This is a genomic window from Streptomyces sp. NPDC047043 (assembly GCF_040644055.1).
Lineage (GTDB): Bacteria > Actinomycetota > Actinomycetes > Streptomycetales > Streptomycetaceae > Streptomyces.
The window spans coordinates 111629-131143 of record NZ_JBEYVO010000033.1 but is presented as its reverse complement, the minus strand read 5'-3'; the positions used below and the strand labels follow the sequence as shown (position 1 = coordinate 131143).

Sequence of the window (19515 nt, the reverse complement as noted above, 5' to 3'; positions counted from 1 at the left end):
CGCCCTCTGCTCAGCCGGGGGTCACCGAAGGCGTCGTACGTCGATCGCCCAGATCCCCCGCCCGTGCGTGGCCGCATACAGCCGCCCGTCCGGGCCGGTCCGCAGCTGCAGCACCGCGGTGGTCGGCAGGTTGTCCCCCGCCACCTTCCACCCGGCCGAACCCGGCGTCCGCACCAGCACCCCGAGGTCCGTGCCCAGCGCGATCGTGCCGCCCTTCAGCAGGGCCACGGAGTTGGCGGGTACGTCGGGCAGGTTCCCGGAGATGTCGGTCCAGGTGACCCCGCCGTCCCGGGTCTCGAAGAGGTGCCCGACGCCCGCGCCCGGACCCTCCGTCCACTTCCGCGAGAAGCCGTTGACGGCGAGCAGTACGTGGTCGGAGTTGGCCGGGTCGATCGCGAGACCCGAGAGGTAGCGGTTGGGCACCGTCCCGTCCACCGGCAGCGTCAGCTGGTGCCAGCCCGTGCCGTCGGCGTTGCCGACCGCGATGCCGCGGGTGAAGCCCTGGTTGTTGCAGGGCCCGCACCAGGCGGCGTACACCTTGCCGCCGGAGGAGGCCACCGCGGTCGCCGTGTGCCCCTGGCCCAGGTCGAAGGCGCCGAACCACTCGCTGCCGCTGCGGATCGCGTACCCCTTGCTGTTGATCCATACATGCCGGCCACCCGCGACCCACACCTTCGGGTCCTTGATGTCGGCGTTCAGCGGGGCGATGAAGCGCGCCTCGCCGGTCGCGTTGTCGGGCGGGGCGACCGAGTACGTCGTCGCCTTGGACGGGTCGGTGACCCAACTGCCGTCGTTCACCGCGCAGTTGTTGGTCACGGACACGGCCAGGTAGACGTACTCCTGGGCGATGTTGCACCCGTTCGCCGGATCGGTGATCGTGTCGCCGCCGTCACCGCCGAAGTTGGACCCCATCACCCGGTCGCCGGGCCGAAGCTCCGACTGCCCGTTGTCCTGAAGCCCACCCGTGATGGCCGGACCCCTCCCGGCCGGATCGGCACCCACACCCACCGAGTAGTACTGCAGGGCGTCCATCGTGCCGTCGTTCAGGGACGTCCAGTCGGTGGCGTGACCGGAGGCGTCCGCGCTGCCGTTCAGCGGCCGCCGGAAGACACCCCCGTCGTCGCCGACGACGACGTACGGCGCTCCCCCGTTGCTGCCGATCGCCACGGAGTGCTGGTCGGCGTGGACGGTCTGGTGGCAGTCACCCGTCTGCTTGCCCGGGTCGATGGACCAGCACGGGAAGCCGAAGTTCCAGTAAGGCCCGGGCACGGACCAGGACTTGCCGCCGTCCTTGGTCTCGAAGACCTCCTCCAGACCGGCGTACACATGGTCCGGGTTCTTCGGATCGACGGTGAGGAACTGGTTGTACCAGGCCTGAATGCCGGGCTGGTATCCGGCGCCGGTGAGCGCGGAGCCCGAGTCGCGCAGCTGCTGATACGAGGCAATCCGCGTCCAAGGCCCGGTCGGCGAACCTGACTTGGACACGAAGATGCCCTCGAGCCCGCTGTCCGGGTTCTCCGCGGTCTGCTCCGGCGACTGGTCGATGGCGTAGTACCGCGACCCGTCCGCACTCCGCGCGAAGGTCACGTTCCCGACGTCCTCGGCGTTGCTCGGCAGGTCCCCGAGCCCGGTCAGCCGCTGCCAACTGCCGCCGGACTTCGCGTAGAAGCCGTTGTAGGCGTCCCCACCACGCCAGCCGACGGCCAGCACGACCTTCTTCGGATCCTTCGGATCGACCGCGATGTCACTGGTGATGTTCTTGTACGGGGCGCTCGGATCGCTCGCCTTCGAACCACCCGGCAGATAGTCCGGGTTGGGCGCGAACTCCAGCTTCCAGTGGCCCTTCAGCGTCTTGGTGCTGTGGCTCCACACGCCCTCGGTGGTCGCCGCCCACACCTTGTCGCCGGCGAACCGCAGCGCGTTGATCGAGGTCGACTCCAGCTCGTCACCGCCGACCCGGTCCCGCCGGCTGAAGCTGCCGTGCCGCGGATCGTCGAGCACATAGACACCCGTACCTAGGAAGGAGGTGGCACTGGTGTTGGCCTCCCCGGTGGCGTACCAGAGCCGTCCCCGACCGTCGAGCTGCAGATCCCCCGTGGACAGCGCGGGCAGCCCGTCGGAGATGTTCGTCCAGTGACCGCCTCCGGAACGCGACCGGAAGACACCGCCGTTGGCCGAACCGGCGTACACATACCCGTGGCTGTCGGCCGCGAGCCCGGTCACCCGACCGGTCACCTTCCCGGCCCCACCACTGGAGTTGGAGTTGATGTCCCGGTACCGCGGATCGTCGGAGTCGTAGGGCAGCCGGGTCAGATCGCTCCAACTCCCCTTGGTGTGCGGAAGATCGGTCAACTCGTCGTACGCCGCTCCGTACGCCCCCGGCGCCACGATCCCCGGCGAGGTCCGCGCCTCGGCGTACTGATCGGCCTGCTCGGCCTCCTCCTGCGCCTCACCCCCGTCATCGTCGTCCTCCCCCGCCTCCGCGAAAGCCGAAAGGCCCTTCTGCTGCTGATGCAGAAGGGCCTGTTCACGAAGTTCGCGTACACCGAAGGGGTCACCGCCACCGCTCGCCGCCTGGGCCTGAGTGACCGTCAGCCCGAGCGCGGCGGTGGTCGCGAGTACCGCCCAAATCCGTTGTCTTCGCCAGCCGTTGGCTGCCATGGATGCCCTCCCCTGAGGCCGTGGCGCACATGACACGGAACTGTGGAACAGCTTTGAGGAGAAGGCAGTCAGGAGAGGCCTCCGGGACGGCAATGAGACAGCAAATTTCCAGCCACCGGTTCAGCGGCGCGCCCCGAAGGCGCGCTCAGTGCCGCCCGGCCACCCGATCCGCAACCTGCGCCAGCCGCGACGACTCCGCGCTGTGCGTGCTCCGCTCCCGCCGGTCCGCCGCCCGATACGTGGCGTACATCCCCTGCACCCCCAGCCACCGCAACGGCTCCGGCTCCCACTTGCGCACCTTGTGCCCGACCCACGGCAGTTCGGTCAGCTCGGTCCGGCCGCCCTGCCCGGAGTCGAGCTGCACGAGATCCCTGAGCGTCCGCGCCGCGAGATTCGTCGTGGCCACCCCGGACCCGACATAACCACCCGCCCACCCGAGCCCGGTCGACCGGTCCAGCGTCACCGTCGCGCACCAGTCCCGAGGCACCCCGAGCACCCCCGACCAGGCATGCTCGATCCCCACGCCCGCCAGCGAGGGAAAGAACCGCACGAGAATCTCCCGCAGGGCCTCGATCGTCGACTCCTGCGTCCGCCCGTCGTTGTCGGTCCTCGACCCGAAGCGGTACGGCGCCCCGCGCCCCCCGAGCGCGATCCGCCCGTCGGCGGTCCGCTGCGCGTACATGTACGCGTGCGCCATGTCCCCCAGCGCCTCCAGCCCGTCCCACCCCACCGACTCCCACTGCTCGTCGGTGAGCGGCTCGGTCGCGATCATCGAGGAGTTCATCGGCAGCCAGGTCCGCCGCTGCCCCTTCAGATTCGCGGTGAACCCCTCCGTACAGCGCAGCACGTAGGGCGCCCGCACCGTCCCGTACGGCGTCACAGCGTGCTTCGGCCGGATCTCGGTCACCGGCGTCGACTCGTGGATCGTCACCCCGAGGGCCTCGACGACAGCCGCCAGCCCCTTCACCAGCTTCACCGGATGCAACCGCGCCCCGTGCGGAGTCCAGGTCGACCCGACGGCATCCGCGACCCGGATCCGCTCGGCGGTCTCACCGGCGCCGTACAGCTCACGGTCCGTCTCGCCGTAGGACAACTCATGCTCGTGGAAGGCCTTCAGCCGCGCCAACTGCGCGGGCGTGGTGGCGACTTCAAGCACCCCGCCCTTGTGCAGATCGGCCTCGATGCCCTCTTCCTCCGCCGCCCGCACGACCTCGTCGACGGTCTCGTTCATGGCCTTCTGCAGCCGTACGGCGGCCTCGTGCCCGTGCAGCCTCGCGTACCGGTCGCGCCCCGCGATCCCGTTGTACAGCCACCCGCCGTTGCGCCCAGAGCCCCCGTACCCGCAGAACTTCTGCTCCAGGACGGTGATCCGGAGGAAGGGCGCCGCCTTCTTCAGGTAGTACGCGGTCCACAGCCCCGTGTACCCGCCCCCGACGATGACGACGTCCGCGGACGCGTCACCGCCGAGCGGCTCCCGCACCGCCGGGAGGCCGTCGTCCGCGTACCAGAAGGAGATTCCGCCGTTCACAACACTGCTTGCCGAGCTGCTCATGGCCGGAAAGTTAACCCCTCGGGGCAGTCAGTGTCCCCTTCGGATTCCATGCTTCTCCGCGCCCTCTGACCAGCGGACAACACGCGAGCCCGATCAGCACGGAGACGAAGTGCCCGAGATCGGTGAAGGTCGGCGAGGACGCGAGCGGAGCCGCGTACACCACGAACACGCCCCCCAGATACACAAACCGCCAGGGCGCCGCGATCCGGTACGCCAGCACCGCCACCACCCCCGCGAGCGCATAACTCACCCCGATATCAAGGGAGTCGACCGCCGAGTGCGGCACGAGCCCGTCCCGCACCGCCTTGAGCAGCGCCCCTTCGCTGATCAGCGTGGCGAGCACATGCGCGGCCACACACACCATCAGCCACCGCACCGTCCCCAGCCACCGCTCGGCCTGCGCATGGAACACGCTGTAGAGCAGGACGTACGGCACCCAGTGCCCCCCGTCGATCCACATCGCGCTCTGCACCAGCACCCGTACGGGATCGTTCGACAGCTCATGAATGTTCGTGGACCGCTGCCGCAGGAACTCCTGCTCGAACTCCGGCGACATGTGGTGCAGGGCGACGGTCGTGACGAACAGAATGGCCAGCCAGACGTACGTGCCTGGCGCACTGCGGACGTACGCCCACACCCTCTCGCCGAGCCCCCGGTGAATTCGCATGAAGCGATTCACGCACGCAAGTATCGTCGCCCGTGTGATCGACATTCCGGGCGAGCTGGCGGCGGCACAGGAGAAGTTCAACGGCGAGGCGGGCCGCGCGTTCATCGCGGGGCTGCCGCACCTGGCGGAGAAGTTCCTCCACCGCTGGGAGCTACGGCCGGACGGTCGCCCCATGCACGGAGTCACCGCCCTCGTCCTGCCCGTCGTCCGCGCCGACGGAGCCCCGGCCGTACTGAAGCTGCAGCTGCTGGACGAGGAGAGCGAGGGCGAGCCCGTCGCCCTTCGCATCTGGGACGGCGACGGCGCGGTCCGCCTCCTCGCCCACGACGAGCCGACCCACACCATGCTCCTGGAACGCCTCGACGAGACGCGCATGCTCTCCCACCTGGCGGACACCCGCGAATCCGTCCTGGTCATCGCCGGCCTCCTCGCCCACCTGACCGCCACCCCGGCCCCGGAGGGCATGCGCCGCCTGGGCGACATCGCACAGGCCATGCTCGAGCAGACGCCCCGGGCACTGGAACGCATCCCTGACCCCGAGACCCGCCGCCTGGTCGCGGACTGCGCGGCCGCCGTACGAGAGGTCGTGGACGAACCCGGCGACCGACTCCTGCACTGGGACCTGCACGACGAGAACGTCCTGGCCTCCGATCGCGCCCCCTGGCTCGCCATCGACCCCAAACCCCTGGCCGGCGACCCGGGCTTCGAGCTCTGGCCGGCGATCGACAACCGCTTCGACGCCGACGAGATCCGCTGGCGCTTCGACGCCATGACCGACGTACTCGCCCTGGACCGCGCACGCGCGCGTGCCTGGACCCTGGGCCGCCTCCTGCAGAACACCCTCTGGGACGTGGAGGACGGCCGCCCACCGGAGCCCCGCCAACTCGAAATCGCCCGCCGCCTGCGCAACCCCGCCAGCTAGCCTCCCCCTATGATCCGCACCGCGACCCCGGCCGACATCCCCGTCATCCACACCCTGATCCGCGAACTCGCCGACTACGAAAAGGCCCCGCACGAGGCAAGGGCCACCGAGGCCCAACTCCACGAGGCCCTCTTCGGCGACCGCCCCGCCGTCTACGCCCACATCGCGGCCGACGACACCACCGGCACCCCGGTCGGCTTCGCCCTCTGGTTCCTGAACTTCTCCACCTGGCGCGGCGTCCACGGCATCTACCTCGAGGACCTCTACGTCCGCCCCACCGCCCGAGGCGCGGGCCACGGCAAGGCTCTCCTCACCGAACTGGCCCGCATCTGCGTGGAGCGCGGCTACGAGCGCCTCGAATGGGCCGTCCTGAACTGGAACGCCCCGACGATCGCCTTCTACGAGTCCCTCGGCGCCCGCCCCCAGGACGAGTGGACGGTGTACCGGCTGACGGACGGCCCGCTCAACTCCCTTGCTGGACAGACCACATGAGGTTGTGAAGCGGAAAGCGGTGCAAAGCGGATGACGTCGTGAAGGTGTGAAGACACCCCGCATGACCCCTCACCGAATGGGCACGGCTCACTGGCATGAGCACCACGAATATGCCGTTCTTCGTCCCCGGCCTCGAACTCTCCCGCCGCTTCTACACCGAAGCCGTCCGCTCCTTACTCGAGGAGGCTGCTCCCGACATCCCGCACTCGGCCGCCCACCTGGGCAGCGGCTCCGAAGTCCTCGGCTTCGACACCCCGCGTCCGGCCGACCGCACTCGGGGCCCGCGCCTCCAGCTCTTCCTGCACCGCCGCGACGTCTCCCGCCACGCGGGACGCATCAGACACATCCTCGCCGAGCACCTCCCGAAGACCTTCCACGGCCACCCGGTCCGCCACCAGGTCGAAGTCACCCACATCTCCGCATGGTTCACCGCAACGCTCGGCTTCACCCCCTCCCCGGACATCACCCCCACGGACTGGCTCGCCGCCCCCGCCCAACTCCTCGGGGAAGTCACCGCGGGCGCCGTCTTCCACGACGGCCTGCGCGAAGTCACCCCCCTGCGCCACACCCTCCGTTGGTACCCCCACGACATCTGGCTCCACGTCCTGGCCTGTCAGTGGCAGCGCATCTCCTGGGCAGCGCCCTACGTCACCCGCTGCGGCGAGGTCGGCGACGAACTCGGCTCCACCATCGCCGCCGCCCGTCTCGTACGCGACCTGATGCGCCTGTGCCTCCTCATGGACCGCCGCTACCCGCCGTACGACAAATGGCTCGGCAGCGCCTTCGCCCGCACCTCCGCGGGCCACCACCTCGCCCCGGTCCTCACCGCCGCACTCACGGCCACGGACTGGCGCACCCGCGACAAACACCTGAACCAGGCCTACGAGTCCGTCGCGGACGAGCACAACCAACTCGGTCTGACGGACCGGGTGAACCCGACCGCACGGCCGGAACGATTCACCGACGCACTGACCGCCCGCATCTCCGACCCGACGATCAAGGAGCTGCCGATCGTCGGCGCCGTCGACCAGTTCGTCGACAGCCCGGACGTCCTGACCCGCCCCCAACTGGCGCGCGCCCTCTGCCAGGATGTGCGAAAGCCCAGGCCGGATCACTCCTGACCTGGGCGTTCGAACCCGGCCGTGCCGGGCGGGAGAAGCGCGGAGCCTCAGAGCGCCTTGCTGTTGCAGCCCATGTCCGAACCGAGGTCGCTGGGCTGCGAGCCCGGGTTGCCCTCGCCGTTGAGCGCGTTGCCCAGGAGGCCGTTGATCGCACCGACGTTGCCGAGCACGTCGATGTTCATGTCGTGCGAACGACACTCGATGCCCTGCGTGATGTCCAGGTCGTGCCCCGGCTCACCGTGAGCGAAGGCGGGGCCGGCGCCGAAGGAGCCAATGCTGCCGAGCACGGCGGCACCCACGATGGCAACCTTCTGAAGCTTGCGCATTTCTTCTCCATTGATCGAGCGGATGTGATCTGCAGCAGATCGAGTCGAGACGGATGACAACTACGGGGAGCCCTCAGCTGAGGTGGGGCAGTCCCAACTGGCCCACGGGCGGGGCCGCGACGTTCCCGAGGCCGAGCCCGGGCACATTCGGCGCGCCGACGGGCGCAACCAGCGGGTTGACGAGCGGGTTCACCTCGGGGTTCACCGTCGGGTTCACCTGCGGGGCGACATGCGGCGGCGGCTCGGGGTTGAACGCCTGCGGCACGGCGACCTGCGGGGCGACCTGCGGCATGACCTGCGGAGCCGTCTGCGGGGTGACCTGCGGCACGACCTGCGGAGCGGGCGCGGGAGCGGGCGCCGGTGCGGCCTGCGGAGCGTACGACGGGCCGTACGACGGGGCGTTGTTGGAGGCCTGCGCGGCACCACCGGACGAGGCCGAGGCGGAGGCGTAACCGCTCTGCTGCTGAACCGGGGCCGGGGCGGGAGCAGGAGCCGGAGCGGGGGCCTGCACCGGCTGGGAGTACGACTGCGGACCGGCGGTCTGCGCGGTGCCCGCCGAGCTGGTCATCGCCGTGGCCTGCGGCGCACTCTGCGGGGGCGCCGAGTACTGGGGCGCGGAAGCCGGGTAGTACTGCGGGGCGGGCGCGGGGGCGGGCTGGGGCGCCGCGTAGTACTGAGGAGCAGGCTGGGGCGCCGCGTAGTACTGGGGGGCAGGCGCGGGGGCTGCGGCCTGGGGCGCTGGGTAGTACGGCGCGGGAGCACCACCGGTGTACCCGACTTGAGCGTCGGCGTGACTGACGCCGGCGCCGATGGCGGACAGACCGCCGGCCGCTGCTACGACGAGCGCGGCCTTGTGAAGCTTTCGCATGGAACCCTCGGCCCTTCAATACCTGTACAGGGAAATCCGTTGTATTCAGTGCAGTCTTGCGGGCGCTCAGTCTGATGTTCGTACTGCGCTTAGCAGGGGTAAATCCTGGGCTGTCATGTGGACTTCACGCCGGAGCCGACAGCGGATCCCGTTGCCCCTCTCACTGGTTCATGGTCGCTGTCCTCTCCCAGCTGGCAACGACTTTTCCTCCGACCCGGTCACGGCATGCAATATTCCGTCACCCATTTGCCGTCGGTCGGATTACCGGCCTGCAGCCCCCGGAGCGATCGAGTGCTCGATTCCCGCCCTCTGGCAAACGGGTGACCACACCCCGACTGCCGTGACTGGCCCTGCACTTGCCTCGTTCCCCAACAGCATCAGCCGGACTGGCTCATCTGCATTTCCATACGTTCCTTGCACAGGTCAATGAAGGGCCGAGGGTTCCATGCGCAAGTTTCAGCAGGTCGCGCTCGTCGTAGCAGCGGCCGGCGGTCTGTCAGCCATCGGTGTCGGCCCCAGCTCCGCCGACGCCACCGTTGCCCCACCCCCCGCTCCGCAGCAGGGCGCCCAGGCCGCCTCGTGGACCAACTCCCAGGCCACGGCCCAGACTTACGGTTCGGCCCCGCGTCAGCAGGCGGCCCCGTACCGGGGCGCTGAAGTCACCCCGCAGGTCAACCCGACGCTGAGCCCGAAGATCTCCCCGCAGGTCTCGCCCCAGACGGCCCCGATGAGCAGCGGCTCCACGGACCAGACCAACCTCTTCCGCCCTTACCAGGAGTGCAGCCCCCAGAACCTGCTTGCCGCGAACCTCCCGGTCGCCGTTCTCGCCGGCGCCGAGACCCGAGGCGTCAACTGCACCCAGGCCAACAGCCAGGCGAACGCCCTCGCCAAGGCCCACTAGGGCCGAAGACCGGCCCGACGGCCGGACATCAACACCAGTACGGGCCCTTCGAGGATCGCTCCGAAGGGCCCGCTCACAGCCGTTGCGGCTTCCGGATGCTTCCGCAACAAGATCACGGAACACGGCGCGTCGCGGGACGTTTTGGGCATATTTCGTATTAATCTCCGTAACCGTAAGAAGTCGATCCGTTACGGATCGTATCCACTCACTCCACCGGAGATGACATGCAAAAGCTTCGCACGGCTGCCGTCCTGGTTGCCGCTCTCAGCAGCGTCGGACTTCTGAGCGCGGGCACCGCCCAGGCCCACGACGGGGGCGGCAAGGGCGGAACGAGCGTCCTGCAGAGCTCCAACTGCAAGTCGCACGACCTGAACCTCGACGTCCTCGGCCAGGTCGGCCTGCTCAACGGCCTGCTGGGCAACGCGCTCAACGGCGAGGGCAACCCGGGTGCGCAGGACACGCACATCGGCTCGACCATGGGCTGCAACAACAGCGCTTTCTGAGCGCGTGACGGTCGCCTAGACGACCGATGACGGGAAGCAGGTCCCGGCGCCGAGCCCCAGGCTCGGCGCCGGGACCCCTTTTTTTGTGTATTTCCCGCAATGGACCAAAGCAGTGAGCGTCCCCCCGAATTCGGCGTGCCGTCGGATGTTCTACAGATATTTCGTATTAGCCTCAGTAACAGAACGAAGTCGATCTGTCACGGATCGCAAATCCACTTCACTCCACGGAGATTTGACATGCACAAGCTTCGCAACGCTGCGGTCCTGGTGGCTGCTCTCAGCAGCGTCGGGCTCCTGAGCGCCGGCGCCGCCCACGCTGGAGGTCAGGGCGGCAAGGGCGACGACGGTGGTCGCTTCAGCGTCCTGCAGAGCTCCAACTGCAGGTCGCACGACACCAACGTCGACGTCCTCGGCCAGGTCGGCATCCTCAACGGCCTCGGCGGCAACCTCCTGAACGGCGAGGGCAACCCGGGCGCGCAGGAGACCTCCATCGGCTCGAGCATGGGCTGCAGCAACACCGTCGGCGGCAAGTAAGCCGAACGTTTCTCGGTGCCTCTGCCACAGGCAGGGGCACCGAGCCTTTTCATCGGAAAGCCGAAATGCCGGATCGGGAATCACCCCGGTCCGGCATTCGTCGATTGCGCTTCAGGGACTGCGGCTCAGAAATCGATCTTGGGCCGCTCGAAGTGAGGCCGCTTGAAGGTGGGCCGCTTGAATCCCTTGGGCAGCGGCGAGTTGTTGGAGCAGTCCACAGTCGGCCCGACCTTCGAGGACCCGTTGTTCAGCCAGCCGTCCTCGGGCAGCACCAGGTTCGGCCGGTAGGTCGTCGAGCAGTCCTGTGTCTGCTTGACGACATAGGTGCCGCCCTTGTCCTTGCGGATGGTCTCGCTCTTCTTGATGCAGGTGGTTTCGCCCTGGGCGTTCGTCTTGCAGTTGCCCGGGTTTCCGTCGGCGTGCGCCTGCACGGCGGCACCGACGTAGATCACGGCGAGACTTCCGATGAGCCCCGAGACGGTTGCGATCTTCTGCCGACTGAACATGCGCTGTGTTTCCTTTGCTTGGAGAAGGCTGCAGCCCGAACGCGCTCCCTGATGGGTTTGCTGCGCGTCCGGGCTGCCTTTGCCGTAAGGGTGTTACTCAGTGGTGCTCCGAGGCGATGTGCGACGCGATGTCTCGCGAGGCGACGGATCTCCGGGCGTACGGAGCGAACTACTGGCCGTAGCCGGCGACCTGCGGCGTGGCGTACTGGGTCTGCGGGATGTACTGGGCCTGCGGGGCGGCCTGCGGAGCAGCCTGGGGAGCGGCCTGGGGGGCGGCCTGCGGGGCGGCCTGGGGGGCGTAACCGTACTGGGGCGCGTAGTTGAGACCGTTCTCCGGCGCGAAGTACGGAGCCGACTGCGGGTGACCCCACCCGCCGCCGCCGTACGCCACAGCGTTGGCCTGCGAGGAGGCCACCGCGGTGACCCCGTCGAAGCCACCGTTGTCGTGGGCGGAGCTGATGCCGGCACCGAAGGCGGACAGCCCCGCGACAGCGGCAACTACGACAGCGGCGCGCTGAAACTTGCGCATGATTTGACCCTTTCCTAGCTGGGCGCGAAGCCCTGGCTTGACTACTTAATGTGAGCATATACACACGAAACGTAGTCATTTGGGATCTTGGGCCCTTCTATGCACCGTGTCGGCTTATGGCGAGGCGCCCTTCCGTCCGAGTCGTGGACCTGAAAGGGATAAGGGAGTTGGCGATACGGCGGTCGTACACGCACCGTTTTCCTTTGAAACGACGCTCCCCCGGGGCCGAGTCACGGGCGGCGAGGAGCGGTCACCCGTTTGCCCGCCTGCGCTTGCGGACACGCAAAACAGCGGATGGCCGGACCAGTTGTCCTGGTCCGGCCATCCGCTGAAGGAAAGGCGACGAAGGCGTCGGAAGGTTCCGCCCGGGGCTCAGCCGCCCAACAGGCCGGGCAGCTCAAGACCGTTGTCGGCCCTGTCGGGCGCCCCTGGCGCCTTCCTGAACACCGGATTGTCGGGAGCGCAGGTCACCTCGGGTCCGATCCTCGTGGTCCCACTGTTCAGAACTCCGACGACGGGCAGGGTCAGGGGTTCCACCGGCACGCAGCTGGTCGCCTGACGGTCGATCCCGCCGTCGGGCATGTCGGCGACGATGCGCTGGATACAGACGATGTCACCCTGCTTGTTGACAGTGCAGGTGCCCGGACCGGCTGCGGCATGCGCCTGGACTGCCCCCGTACAGGCCACGGCGAGGCCGCAGAGAATCCCCGAGACGGCCGCGATCTTCTTTCTGCTGAACATGTGATGCGTCTCCTTTGTGAGGGCGCCCGAGCGCTGTACGCCGCGGACCGGCCGCGCCGGGCTTACGAAGTGACGGGCTGACCTACTGAAGGCACAGTTGCCTCGCGCTCCGGTGGCCGCACATGAACGGGCCCCTTCGGGGGGTGACCCCGAGGGGCTCGCGGAAAGCGTCCTGCACGGTTGGCCGGCGACGTTCAGCCAGAGAAGGCGTTGTTGAACTGGCCGCAGGTGGTGTCGAAGGTCTCGGAGAGGCCGAGCACGCCGATCGGGATGTCGTTCTCGGCGACCGTCTGCGGACTGCACTCCTGGTACGGGCGGTAGTGCTCGGCCACCTTCGGCGCACTGTCGTGGCCGTGGCCGTGGGCGTAGGCGGTACCGGCGCCGGCACCGATGGCGGACAGACCGCCGGCCGCCACTGCCGCTGCGATCATGGCCTGTTGAAGCTTACGCATGGAACCCTCGGTCCTTCACTGCCTGTTGTCGAGGCAGATTGCCTACTGTGACGGGACGGACACTAGCAGTAATCAAGGGGTATTCCGCACCGCCGGATATCCCGTGTCCCGATCGGGATTGCTTCTCGGGAATCCCAACTCGCCCGCTCCGCAGTGCCATTCGGCGAGCCATGCGCGGCATGGCGGGAGAGCGCGGTCCGGGCTCGTAGAACTCGGCGCTCTCCAGCGGGAAATGCTCGTATGTTTTAAAGCCCGGTGTCGACTTGGCCGGCGCTCTGCAGACCGATTGGCTCACATCCGCCGATCACTCAATCCACTCAAAAGTGGGAACACGTCATGTTCCGAGTGTCTCCTTTCACGGTCGCGGCATTCCCTTGATCGGGTCCGCCCGATCCGGGCTCCAACTGCGAACGGAGACGCCCGTGCGAATCACCGACATCCAGCGCTGCGAGGTCCGGCCCGGACGGCTCGTCGAGTGGGCGCTCAGTCCGGCGACCGTCACCGCGGCGGCGGGCCTTCCGGAGGACCCCCGACCGCCCGCGTACCTCCAGGAGTCGCACATCAGGACCGCCCGAACGGTCCACGAGGACGGTCTGTTCGTGCCGACCTGGATCGGTACGGCGTTCGACATCCCGGGCAAGGTCGATCTCGACGCGCTGCAGGAGGCGTTGCGGGGCTGGACGCTCCGGCACGAGACGCTGCGCAGCGGATTCCGCTGGGAGGGCGACGAGATGCGCCGGTTCACGCTCGACGCCGAGGACGTGTCGCTGCATCGCGAGGACGTCGGCGAATTCCCCGACGCGGGACAGCTCGTCCAGCACCTCCAGGACCGCTTCGACGCCGTCGCGAACGCGCTGCGCTGGCCCAACTTCCTCTACGCGGCGGTCATCAGGGACGACGCCACCAGCGTGTACATTGCGTTCGACCACAGCAACGTCGACTCCTACTCCATCCAGCGCATGCCCGCCGAGATCCACGAGCTCTACACGGCGGCCGTCGAGGGCCGCCCCGTGGAGGAGTCGCCGGTCGGCAGTTACGTCGACTTCTGCGAGATCGAGCGGGCGGACGCGGACCGGATCGACGGCGCCCACGAGATCGTCGGCCGCTGGCGGGAGTTCATCCGGCGGTGCCAGGGGAAGCTGCCCAACTTCCCTGTCGACCTGGGACTTGAGCCCGGCGGCGACCTGCCCAGGCAGAAGCTCATGCGCGAGATGCTCGTCGACGCGGACTCCGCCGCGGCGTTCGAGTCGTACTGCCGGCCCTTCGGCGGCAGCCTCGTCGGTGTGCTGGCCGCAACCAGCCTCATCGTTCACGAGATCGGCGGGCAGCCCGTCTACCGTTCGGTCGTGCCGTTCCACACCCGGGTGAAGTCCAAGTGGTCCAACTCCGTGGGCTGGTATGTCGGCGGTGCGCCGATCGAGGTCCCCATGGACCAGGCACCCGACCTCCCGAGCGCCCTCAAGGCCGTGCGCGCCGAACTGCAGGCCAACAGGTCGCTGGCGCGCATGCCGCTGGCCCGGGTGCTGCGTCTGCTCGGTTCGGACTTCCGCCCGACCTCGCCCGACCTGTACTCGATCGTCTCGTTCGTCGACGGGCGGGGCATCCCCGGTTCGGAGCGTTGGGACGAACTGGCGGCCTACGGGCTCGTCCGGGTGTCGTACGGCGACCAGGTGTGCATCTGGCTCAACCGGCTCCACGAGGGCCTGTGGTTCACCTGCCGCTACCCCGACACCGACATCGCGTACAAGAACATGCGGCTGTACATCGAGCGGCTGCGGGACGTGATCCTCACCGTGGCCCGCGAGCGGCAACTGGCCGACGAACTCGCCCGGCGCGATCTTGTCGGGTGAACCAGGATCTGTACGGACAGTGCCCCCGACGGTGTCGTCGGGGGCACTGTCATGGAGCCCCCTGTCGGATTCGAACCGACGACCTACGCATTACAAGTGCGTTGCTCTGGCCATCTGAGCTAAGGAGGCACGGCACGCGTACGTGCCGTACGCGCCCGTGCAGTGTACCCAGGTCCCGGTCGCGCCCTGTCGAAAATTTCCGCGAAGTTCACATGCCTCCAGGTGCTGACAGACCCGGAAACGCCAGGTAGCGTCCTGACCCAGTTCGCTCATGTGGACTACACCAACCACCTTCCTACAACGGATCGTCCGGCACGTTCCTGCCGGTAGAAGGGGGCCCATTCACCATGGCCACTGTTTCGTTCGACAAGGCGACCCGGATCTACCCGGGCACCGAGAAGCCCGCCGTGGACGCGCTCGAGATCGAGATCGAGGACGGCGAGTTCCTCGTTCTGGTCGGCCCGTCCGGCTGCGGCAAGTCCACCTCGCTCCGCATGCTGGCGGGGCTCGAGGACGTCAACGCCGGCGCCATCCGCATCGGCGAGCGCGACGTGACGCACCTGCCGCCGAAGGACCGGGACATCGCCATGGTGTTCCAGAACTACGCGCTGTACCCGCACATGACCGTCGCCGACAACATGGGCTTCGCGCTCAAGATCGCCGGCGTCAACAAGGCCGAGATCCGCAAGAAGGTCGAAGAGGCCGCGAAGATCCTCGACCTGACCGACTACCTGGACCGCAAGCCGAAGGCCCTGTCCGGTGGTCAGCGCCAGCGTGTCGCCATGGGTCGCGCCATCGTGCGTGAGCCCCAGGTGTTCCTCATGGACGAGCCGCTGTCCAACCTGGACGCCAAGCTCCGTGTGTCCACCCGTACGCAGATCGCGTCGCTGCAGCGCCGTCTCGGCATCACCACCGTCTACGTCACCCACGACCAGGTCGAGGCCATGACGATGGGCGACCGCGTGGCCGTGCTCAAGGACGGTCTGCTCCAGCAGGTCGACTCCCCGCGCAACATGTACGACCGCCCGGCCAACCTCTTCGTCGCGGGCTTCATCGGCTCCCCGGCCATGAACCTGGTCGAGGTCCCGATCACCGACGGCGGTGTGAAGTTCGGCAACAGTGTCGTCCCGGTCAACCGTGACGCCCTGAAGGCCGCCTCCGACAAGGGTGACCGCACCGTCACCGTCGGTGTCCGCCCCGAGCACTTCGACATCGTCGAGGAGAACGGCGGCGCCGCCAGCGCCCTGACGAAGGACACCGAGGACGCCCCGGCCGGTCTCGCGGTCTCCGTCAACGTCGTCGAGGAGCTCGGCGCCGACGGCTACGTCTACGGCACCGCCGAGGTCGGCGGCGAGACCAAGGACCTGGTCGTGCGTGTCGAGGGCCGCCGGGTGCCGGAGAAGGGCTCCACGCTGCACGTCGTGCCGCGGCCGGGCGAGACCCACGTGTTCTCGACCTCCACGGGCGAGCGCCTCACCGACTGAACCGACTGAACCGTCCGAGTCGCCCGACTCGCAAAACCACCAACCGGGGTGAATTCACCCAGGTTGACGAATGGGGCCCCGCAGCCTGCTGCGGGGCCCCTCTCGTTGTCGACAAATACCCCGGCAGACCGGTCATTTCGAGCGCCGTGCGTCAACCCCGTACCCAATCCGAGGCAGTTCTTCATCCCCCGAACCGGTGACTAAATGTCGCCAAATCATCACCGGGCGCTACCCTCACTCGCGTGAAGCACTCCACTAACCAACAGACGCGACGCGGCCGGGGCCCCGCCCGCCGGATCGGCCGCACCCTCGCCCTCGTCCTGCCCGTCGTCCTGGTGCTTTCCGGGACCCTCGCGGTCACGCGAGTCAACTGGACGGGGAACCCCTCGAACTCGGTCCTCGCCGCGTCCGACACGATCGAAGACGGCAAGAGCGCCGTGGCGGTCCACCGCGCCCCGCAGGACGTGCTGCGCGACCAGCTCCTGGCCGAGCTCCAGGAGAAGAACCCGGGCGTGGCGCTCACGCACCTCCAGCAGGCCGTGAACGAGCGCCCGTCGCTCGCCAAGCACTGCGTGGCCATCGCCCGGGCCTTGGGCCGCGCCGCGGTGCGTGTGTACGGGCCGACGCGTGCGCAGTCGTACGCCCGGCCGGTCTGCGACACGTCCTTCGCCTCGGGGGTCGCGGCCTCGCACGTATGAGGCCGTCCCGCTGCCGACACTGCGGACAGTTCGGAGGAGGGTAACGGCTGATTAAGGATGGGTTGCCGGCTCCGGCCGGGGGCGGGGCGCGCCGTACAGTTCGGTCATGACCGATCCGAACGCCGCGTTCCGCCCCGTTCAAGCCGTCGTCCTGGCCGGGGGCCAGGGCTCCCGGCTGCGCCCCTACACCGACGACCGGCCCAAGCCGATGGTCGAGATCCCCGGTACGGGGACTCCGATCATCGGCCATCAGCTTGTGTGGCTGGCCGAGGAGGGCGTGACGGACGTGGTGGTCAGCTGCGGCCATCTCGCCGACGTCCTGGAGAAGTGGCTCGAGACGGCCGATCTGCCGGTGCGGGTGAAGACGGTCGTGGAGACCGAGCCGCTGGGCCGCGGCGGTGGCCTCAAGTACGCCGCCGCGCACCTCCCCCACCCGGACCGGGCCTGGTACGCCACCAACGGCGACATCTGGACCCGGTTCTCGCTGCGGGACATGGCGGACTTCCACACCGAGCGGGACGCTGTCGCGACTCTGGCGCTGGCTCGGCCCCGGATTCCCTGGGGTGCGGTGAAGACCGACGGGTTCGGGCACATCACCGACTTCATCGAGGCGCCGCCGTCGACGTTCGAGATCAATGCGGGTGTGTACGTCTTCTCTCCCGAGTTCGCCGGGTTGCTTCCCGAGCGGGGGGATCACGAACGGACGACCTTTCCCCATCTGGCGCGGGAGCGGCGGCTGGCCGGGTTTCCGATTCCTCAGGGGGCGTATTGGCGTGCGATCGATACGGCGAAGGATCTGACCGAGGCTGCGAAGGAGCTGGCCGCTCTGGGGCGGTGAGAGCTCGGGCGTGCCGGTTCGTTTTCGGCTGCGGGTGGGTGGGGGCTGGTCGCGCCGTTCCCCGCGCCCCTCAAAGCCGGTCGACGTACGTAGAAGGGGTCCCGCACGACGAAAGTGCGGGACCCCTTCACGTGGGCGGTGGCTAGCCCAGGAGGCCGCCCACCAGGCCCGAGTCGCCGGAGGAGGAGCCTCCGGAGCCGGTGCCGCCGCTCGGGGCGCCTGTGGAGCCGCCGGAGGTAGGGCCCGAGCTGGTGCTGGGGGTGCCGCCGGACGGGGACTGCTGGGACGGGGACTGGCCCGTGCCCTGGGTCTGACTGGGGGCACCGCCGGTTGCGGTGGCACCCGGGGTGGTCGCCGCGTCGGACGGGGTGGAGCCGGCGGTGGCGCCCTGGGTGGGCGAGTTCGAGGCCGACGGCGACTGCTTGTGCTGCTTGCTGGGCTCCTGCGGGAGCGGGGAACCCGGCAGTTCGTTGCGCGGGGCCTCGCCGGGGCCGGGGACCACCACGCGGTCGGCGTCGCGGACCGCGCCGCCGAGCAGCGAGCCGACGAGCAGCGTGACGCCGGTCGCGATCGCCGTGACGAGGGCGCCGCGGCGCAGGACGTAGCTGCGCAGCTCCCAGATGTCGGAGGCGGGTCCGAGGCGCCGCCAGGCGGTGCCTGCGAGGCGGCCGTCGACGGAGTAGACGGGGGCGCCGGCGATGATCAGCGGGGACCAGGCGGCGAGGTAGATGATGTCGGGGGCGTCGTAGGCGGGGACCGTCTTCCAGCTGACGGTGACGATGAGCGCGGCGGAGAGCAGGGCGCCGAAGACGGCGGCTACGCGCTGCCAGCAGCCGAGGACCGTGAGGACGCCGACGACGACCTGCGCGAAGGCGATGACGAGGCCGGAGCCGACGGGGTGCTGGAGGGCGAACTGGCGCAGTGGCTCGGCGACTTCCCAGGGGTGCAGGGTGTTGAGCCACTTGACCATGGAGCCGCGCTTGCCGCCGTCGAAGTAGACGGGGTCGCAGAGCTTGCCCATGCCGGCGTAGATGGAGATGAAGCCGAGGAAGATGCGCAGGGGGAGCAGGACGACGCCGAGGTTCATCCGGCGGCCGGGGTAGTAGGCGTGCCGGGCCGGGTCGTCGCCGTGGCGCTTGGCCGAGCGGCCTGTGTCGTCCGCCTCGTCGGGGTCTTCGAAGTCCTCGAACTCCTCGGCGCCGTAGGCCTGTTCCTCGTCGTATGTGCTGCCGACCGTGCGCATGTCGGGGAGGAGGCGGGTGCCGCCGAGGTCGTCGCTGTGGCTGCGCTGGGCGCCGACGATGGGGGTTTCGACGGTCTGGTCCAGCTCGTCGTAGACCTCGTCGTAGCCGCCGACGTCGACGCGCGGGATGACCTGGGTGGCTCCGGCGTCGGCCGACGAGTCCTCGCCGTGCCGGACGCTGCCTCCCCGTACGGCCTGGAGCAGACGGTGCGCGCCGGTGTCGTCGGGGGCGGACCGGCCGCTCCAGACGACGGGGCGGCGCCGGGCGGCTCCCGCCCGGCCCGCGGCGGTGCCGACGACGGGCATGCGGGCGGCTTCGGCAGCGCTCAACAGCCGTGCGATCCGCGGCGATTGGGTGCGTGGCGAGGCGCTCAGCTGCACGCGGAAACTGGCGTGATTGACGACGACCTGCGCCGGATCGCTCGGCACCTTCACCATGGTCAGCGCGGGAGCGTCGTCGTATCCCGACGGGCCGACCCCCGTGGGTGTGCGGGGTGTTCTGGTGTCCACACTCATCTAACCGAGTGACGTGTCGTTAGGACACTGCTTTGACTCGCCGGAAGTGTCCGGACCCCGTCAAGCTTGTCCTGAACGCCCAGAACGACCCGCACGGGTGAGGCTATGGAC

Annotated in this window: 20 protein-coding genes and 1 tRNA gene; 10 read left to right on the top strand and 11 right to left on the bottom strand. The window is 68.8% G+C overall.

The features are described from left to right. Nucleotides 1-21 precede the first annotated feature (21 nt). The 3 genes from ABZ880_RS41595 to ABZ880_RS41585 all read right to left on the bottom strand — a co-directional run bounded on the left by ABZ880_RS41595 (nucleotide 22) and on the right by ABZ880_RS41585 (nucleotide 4880). Nucleotides 22-2661 (bottom strand): glycosyl hydrolase, encoded by a 2640-nt coding sequence (locus tag ABZ880_RS41595; protein ID WP_361274649.1) that lies wholly within the window; start codon nucleotides 2659-2661, stop codon nucleotides 22-24. A 145-nt stretch (nucleotides 2662-2806) separates the two neighbouring features. After that, the gene (locus ABZ880_RS41590; protein ID WP_361274646.1) at nucleotides 2807-4213 is read right to left on the bottom strand and encodes an FAD-binding oxidoreductase; all 1407 of its coding nucleotides are present in this window, start codon (nucleotides 4211-4213) and stop codon (nucleotides 2807-2809) included. Between the two features lie 10 nt (nucleotides 4214-4223). Further along, the gene (locus ABZ880_RS41585) at nucleotides 4224-4880 is read right to left on the bottom strand and encodes a rhomboid-like protein (RefSeq protein ID WP_361274643.1); all 657 of its coding nucleotides are present in this window, start codon (nucleotides 4878-4880) and stop codon (nucleotides 4224-4226) included. Between the two features lie 34 nt (nucleotides 4881-4914). Here ABZ880_RS41585 and ABZ880_RS41580 point away from each other — a divergent pair, with 34 nt between their 5' ends. The 3 genes from ABZ880_RS41580 to ABZ880_RS41570 all read left to right on the top strand — a co-directional run bounded on the left by ABZ880_RS41580 (nucleotide 4915) and on the right by ABZ880_RS41570 (nucleotide 7415). After that, the gene (locus ABZ880_RS41580) at nucleotides 4915-5802 is read left to right on the top strand and encodes an aminoglycoside phosphotransferase family protein (RefSeq protein ID WP_361274640.1); all 888 of its coding nucleotides are present in this window, start codon (nucleotides 4915-4917) and stop codon (nucleotides 5800-5802) included. 9 nt (nucleotides 5803-5811) lie between these two features. After that, on the top strand, nucleotides 5812-6294 hold the full coding sequence (locus ABZ880_RS41575; RefSeq protein WP_361274638.1) for a GNAT family N-acetyltransferase: 483 nt from the start codon (nucleotides 5812-5814) through the stop codon (nucleotides 6292-6294). A gap of 95 nt (nucleotides 6295-6389) precedes the next feature. Continuing rightward, entirely contained in the window at nucleotides 6390-7415 is a 1026-nt protein-coding gene (locus ABZ880_RS41570; protein ID WP_361274636.1) for a DUF4037 domain-containing protein, read from the top strand. Between the two features lie 47 nt (nucleotides 7416-7462). Here the strand turns inward: ABZ880_RS41570 and ABZ880_RS41565 are convergent, their stop codons facing one another. Continuing rightward, a complete protein-coding gene (locus ABZ880_RS41565) occupies nucleotides 7463-7741 on the bottom strand; it encodes a hypothetical protein (protein WP_361274634.1) in 279 nt (92 codons plus the stop codon). A 73-nt stretch (nucleotides 7742-7814) separates the two neighbouring features. Further along, nucleotides 7815-8609 carry a hypothetical protein gene (locus tag ABZ880_RS41560; RefSeq protein ID WP_361274632.1) on the bottom strand — a complete coding sequence of 265 codons (795 nt, stop codon included), beginning with the start codon at nucleotides 8607-8609 and terminating at the stop codon, nucleotides 7815-7817. 445 nt (nucleotides 8610-9054) lie between these two features. On the opposite strand from ABZ880_RS41560, the gene ABZ880_RS41555 reads away from it, so the two are divergent. The 3 genes from ABZ880_RS41555 (at nucleotide 9055) to ABZ880_RS41545 (ending at nucleotide 10547) form a co-directional block, all read left to right on the top strand. Then, entirely contained in the window at nucleotides 9055-9510 is a 456-nt protein-coding gene (locus tag ABZ880_RS41555) for a hypothetical protein (RefSeq protein ID WP_361274629.1), read from the top strand. Between the two features lie 224 nt (nucleotides 9511-9734). Continuing rightward, the gene (locus ABZ880_RS41550) at nucleotides 9735-10013 is read left to right on the top strand and encodes a hypothetical protein (RefSeq protein ID WP_361274626.1); all 279 of its coding nucleotides are present in this window, start codon (nucleotides 9735-9737) and stop codon (nucleotides 10011-10013) included. A 237-nt stretch (nucleotides 10014-10250) separates the two neighbouring features. Next, nucleotides 10251-10547: a hypothetical protein gene (locus tag ABZ880_RS41545; protein WP_361274624.1), complete on the top strand. Its 297-nt coding sequence runs from the start codon at nucleotides 10251-10253 to the stop codon at nucleotides 10545-10547. Nucleotides 10548-10672: 125 nt separating this feature from the next. On the opposite strand, the gene ABZ880_RS41540 is transcribed toward ABZ880_RS41545, so the two are convergent. The 4 genes from ABZ880_RS41540 to ABZ880_RS41525 form a co-directional block, all read right to left on the bottom strand. Then, on the bottom strand, nucleotides 10673-11053 hold the full coding sequence (locus ABZ880_RS41540; RefSeq protein WP_361274621.1) for a hypothetical protein: 381 nt from the start codon (nucleotides 11051-11053) through the stop codon (nucleotides 10673-10675). 169 nt (nucleotides 11054-11222) lie between these two features. Next, entirely contained in the window at nucleotides 11223-11582 is a 360-nt protein-coding gene (locus ABZ880_RS41535) for a hypothetical protein (protein ID WP_361274619.1), read from the bottom strand. Nucleotides 11583-11954: 372 nt separating this feature from the next. After that, a complete protein-coding gene (locus ABZ880_RS41530) occupies nucleotides 11955-12323 on the bottom strand; it encodes a hypothetical protein (RefSeq protein ID WP_361274616.1) in 369 nt (122 codons plus the stop codon). 194 nt (nucleotides 12324-12517) lie between these two features. Continuing rightward, entirely contained in the window at nucleotides 12518-12775 is a 258-nt protein-coding gene (locus tag ABZ880_RS41525) for a hypothetical protein (RefSeq protein ID WP_361274614.1), read from the bottom strand. A 422-nt stretch (nucleotides 12776-13197) separates the two neighbouring features. Here ABZ880_RS41525 and ABZ880_RS41520 point away from each other — a divergent pair, with 422 nt between their 5' ends. Next, nucleotides 13198-14625: a condensation domain-containing protein gene (locus ABZ880_RS41520; protein WP_361274611.1), complete on the top strand. Its 1428-nt coding sequence runs from the start codon at nucleotides 13198-13200 to the stop codon at nucleotides 14623-14625. A 52-nt stretch (nucleotides 14626-14677) separates the two neighbouring features. Here the strand turns inward: ABZ880_RS41520 and ABZ880_RS41515 are convergent. Beyond that, nucleotides 14678-14754, bottom strand: a tRNA-Thr gene (locus ABZ880_RS41515). Between the two features lie 218 nt (nucleotides 14755-14972). Here ABZ880_RS41515 and ugpC point away from each other — a divergent pair. The 3 genes from ugpC to ABZ880_RS41500 all read left to right on the top strand — a co-directional run bounded on the left by ugpC (nucleotide 14973) and on the right by ABZ880_RS41500 (nucleotide 17645). Then, nucleotides 14973-16109, top strand: a complete 1137-nt coding sequence (gene ugpC / locus ABZ880_RS41510) for a sn-glycerol-3-phosphate ABC transporter ATP-binding protein UgpC (RefSeq protein ID WP_361274609.1) — start codon at nucleotides 14973-14975, stop codon at nucleotides 16107-16109. 242 nt (nucleotides 16110-16351) lie between these two features. Continuing rightward, nucleotides 16352-16807, top strand: a complete 456-nt coding sequence (locus ABZ880_RS41505; protein WP_361274607.1) for a hypothetical protein — start codon at nucleotides 16352-16354, stop codon at nucleotides 16805-16807. Between the two features lie 106 nt (nucleotides 16808-16913). Further along, nucleotides 16914-17645, top strand: coding sequence for a nucleotidyltransferase family protein (locus ABZ880_RS41500; protein ID WP_361274604.1), 732 nt, complete (start codon nucleotides 16914-16916; stop codon nucleotides 17643-17645). A 142-nt stretch (nucleotides 17646-17787) separates the two neighbouring features. On the opposite strand, the gene ABZ880_RS41495 is transcribed toward ABZ880_RS41500, so the two are convergent. Then, nucleotides 17788-19404, bottom strand: a complete 1617-nt coding sequence (locus ABZ880_RS41495) for a DoxX family membrane protein (protein WP_361274602.1) — start codon at nucleotides 19402-19404, stop codon at nucleotides 17788-17790. Nucleotides 19405-19515 lie beyond the last annotated feature (111 nt).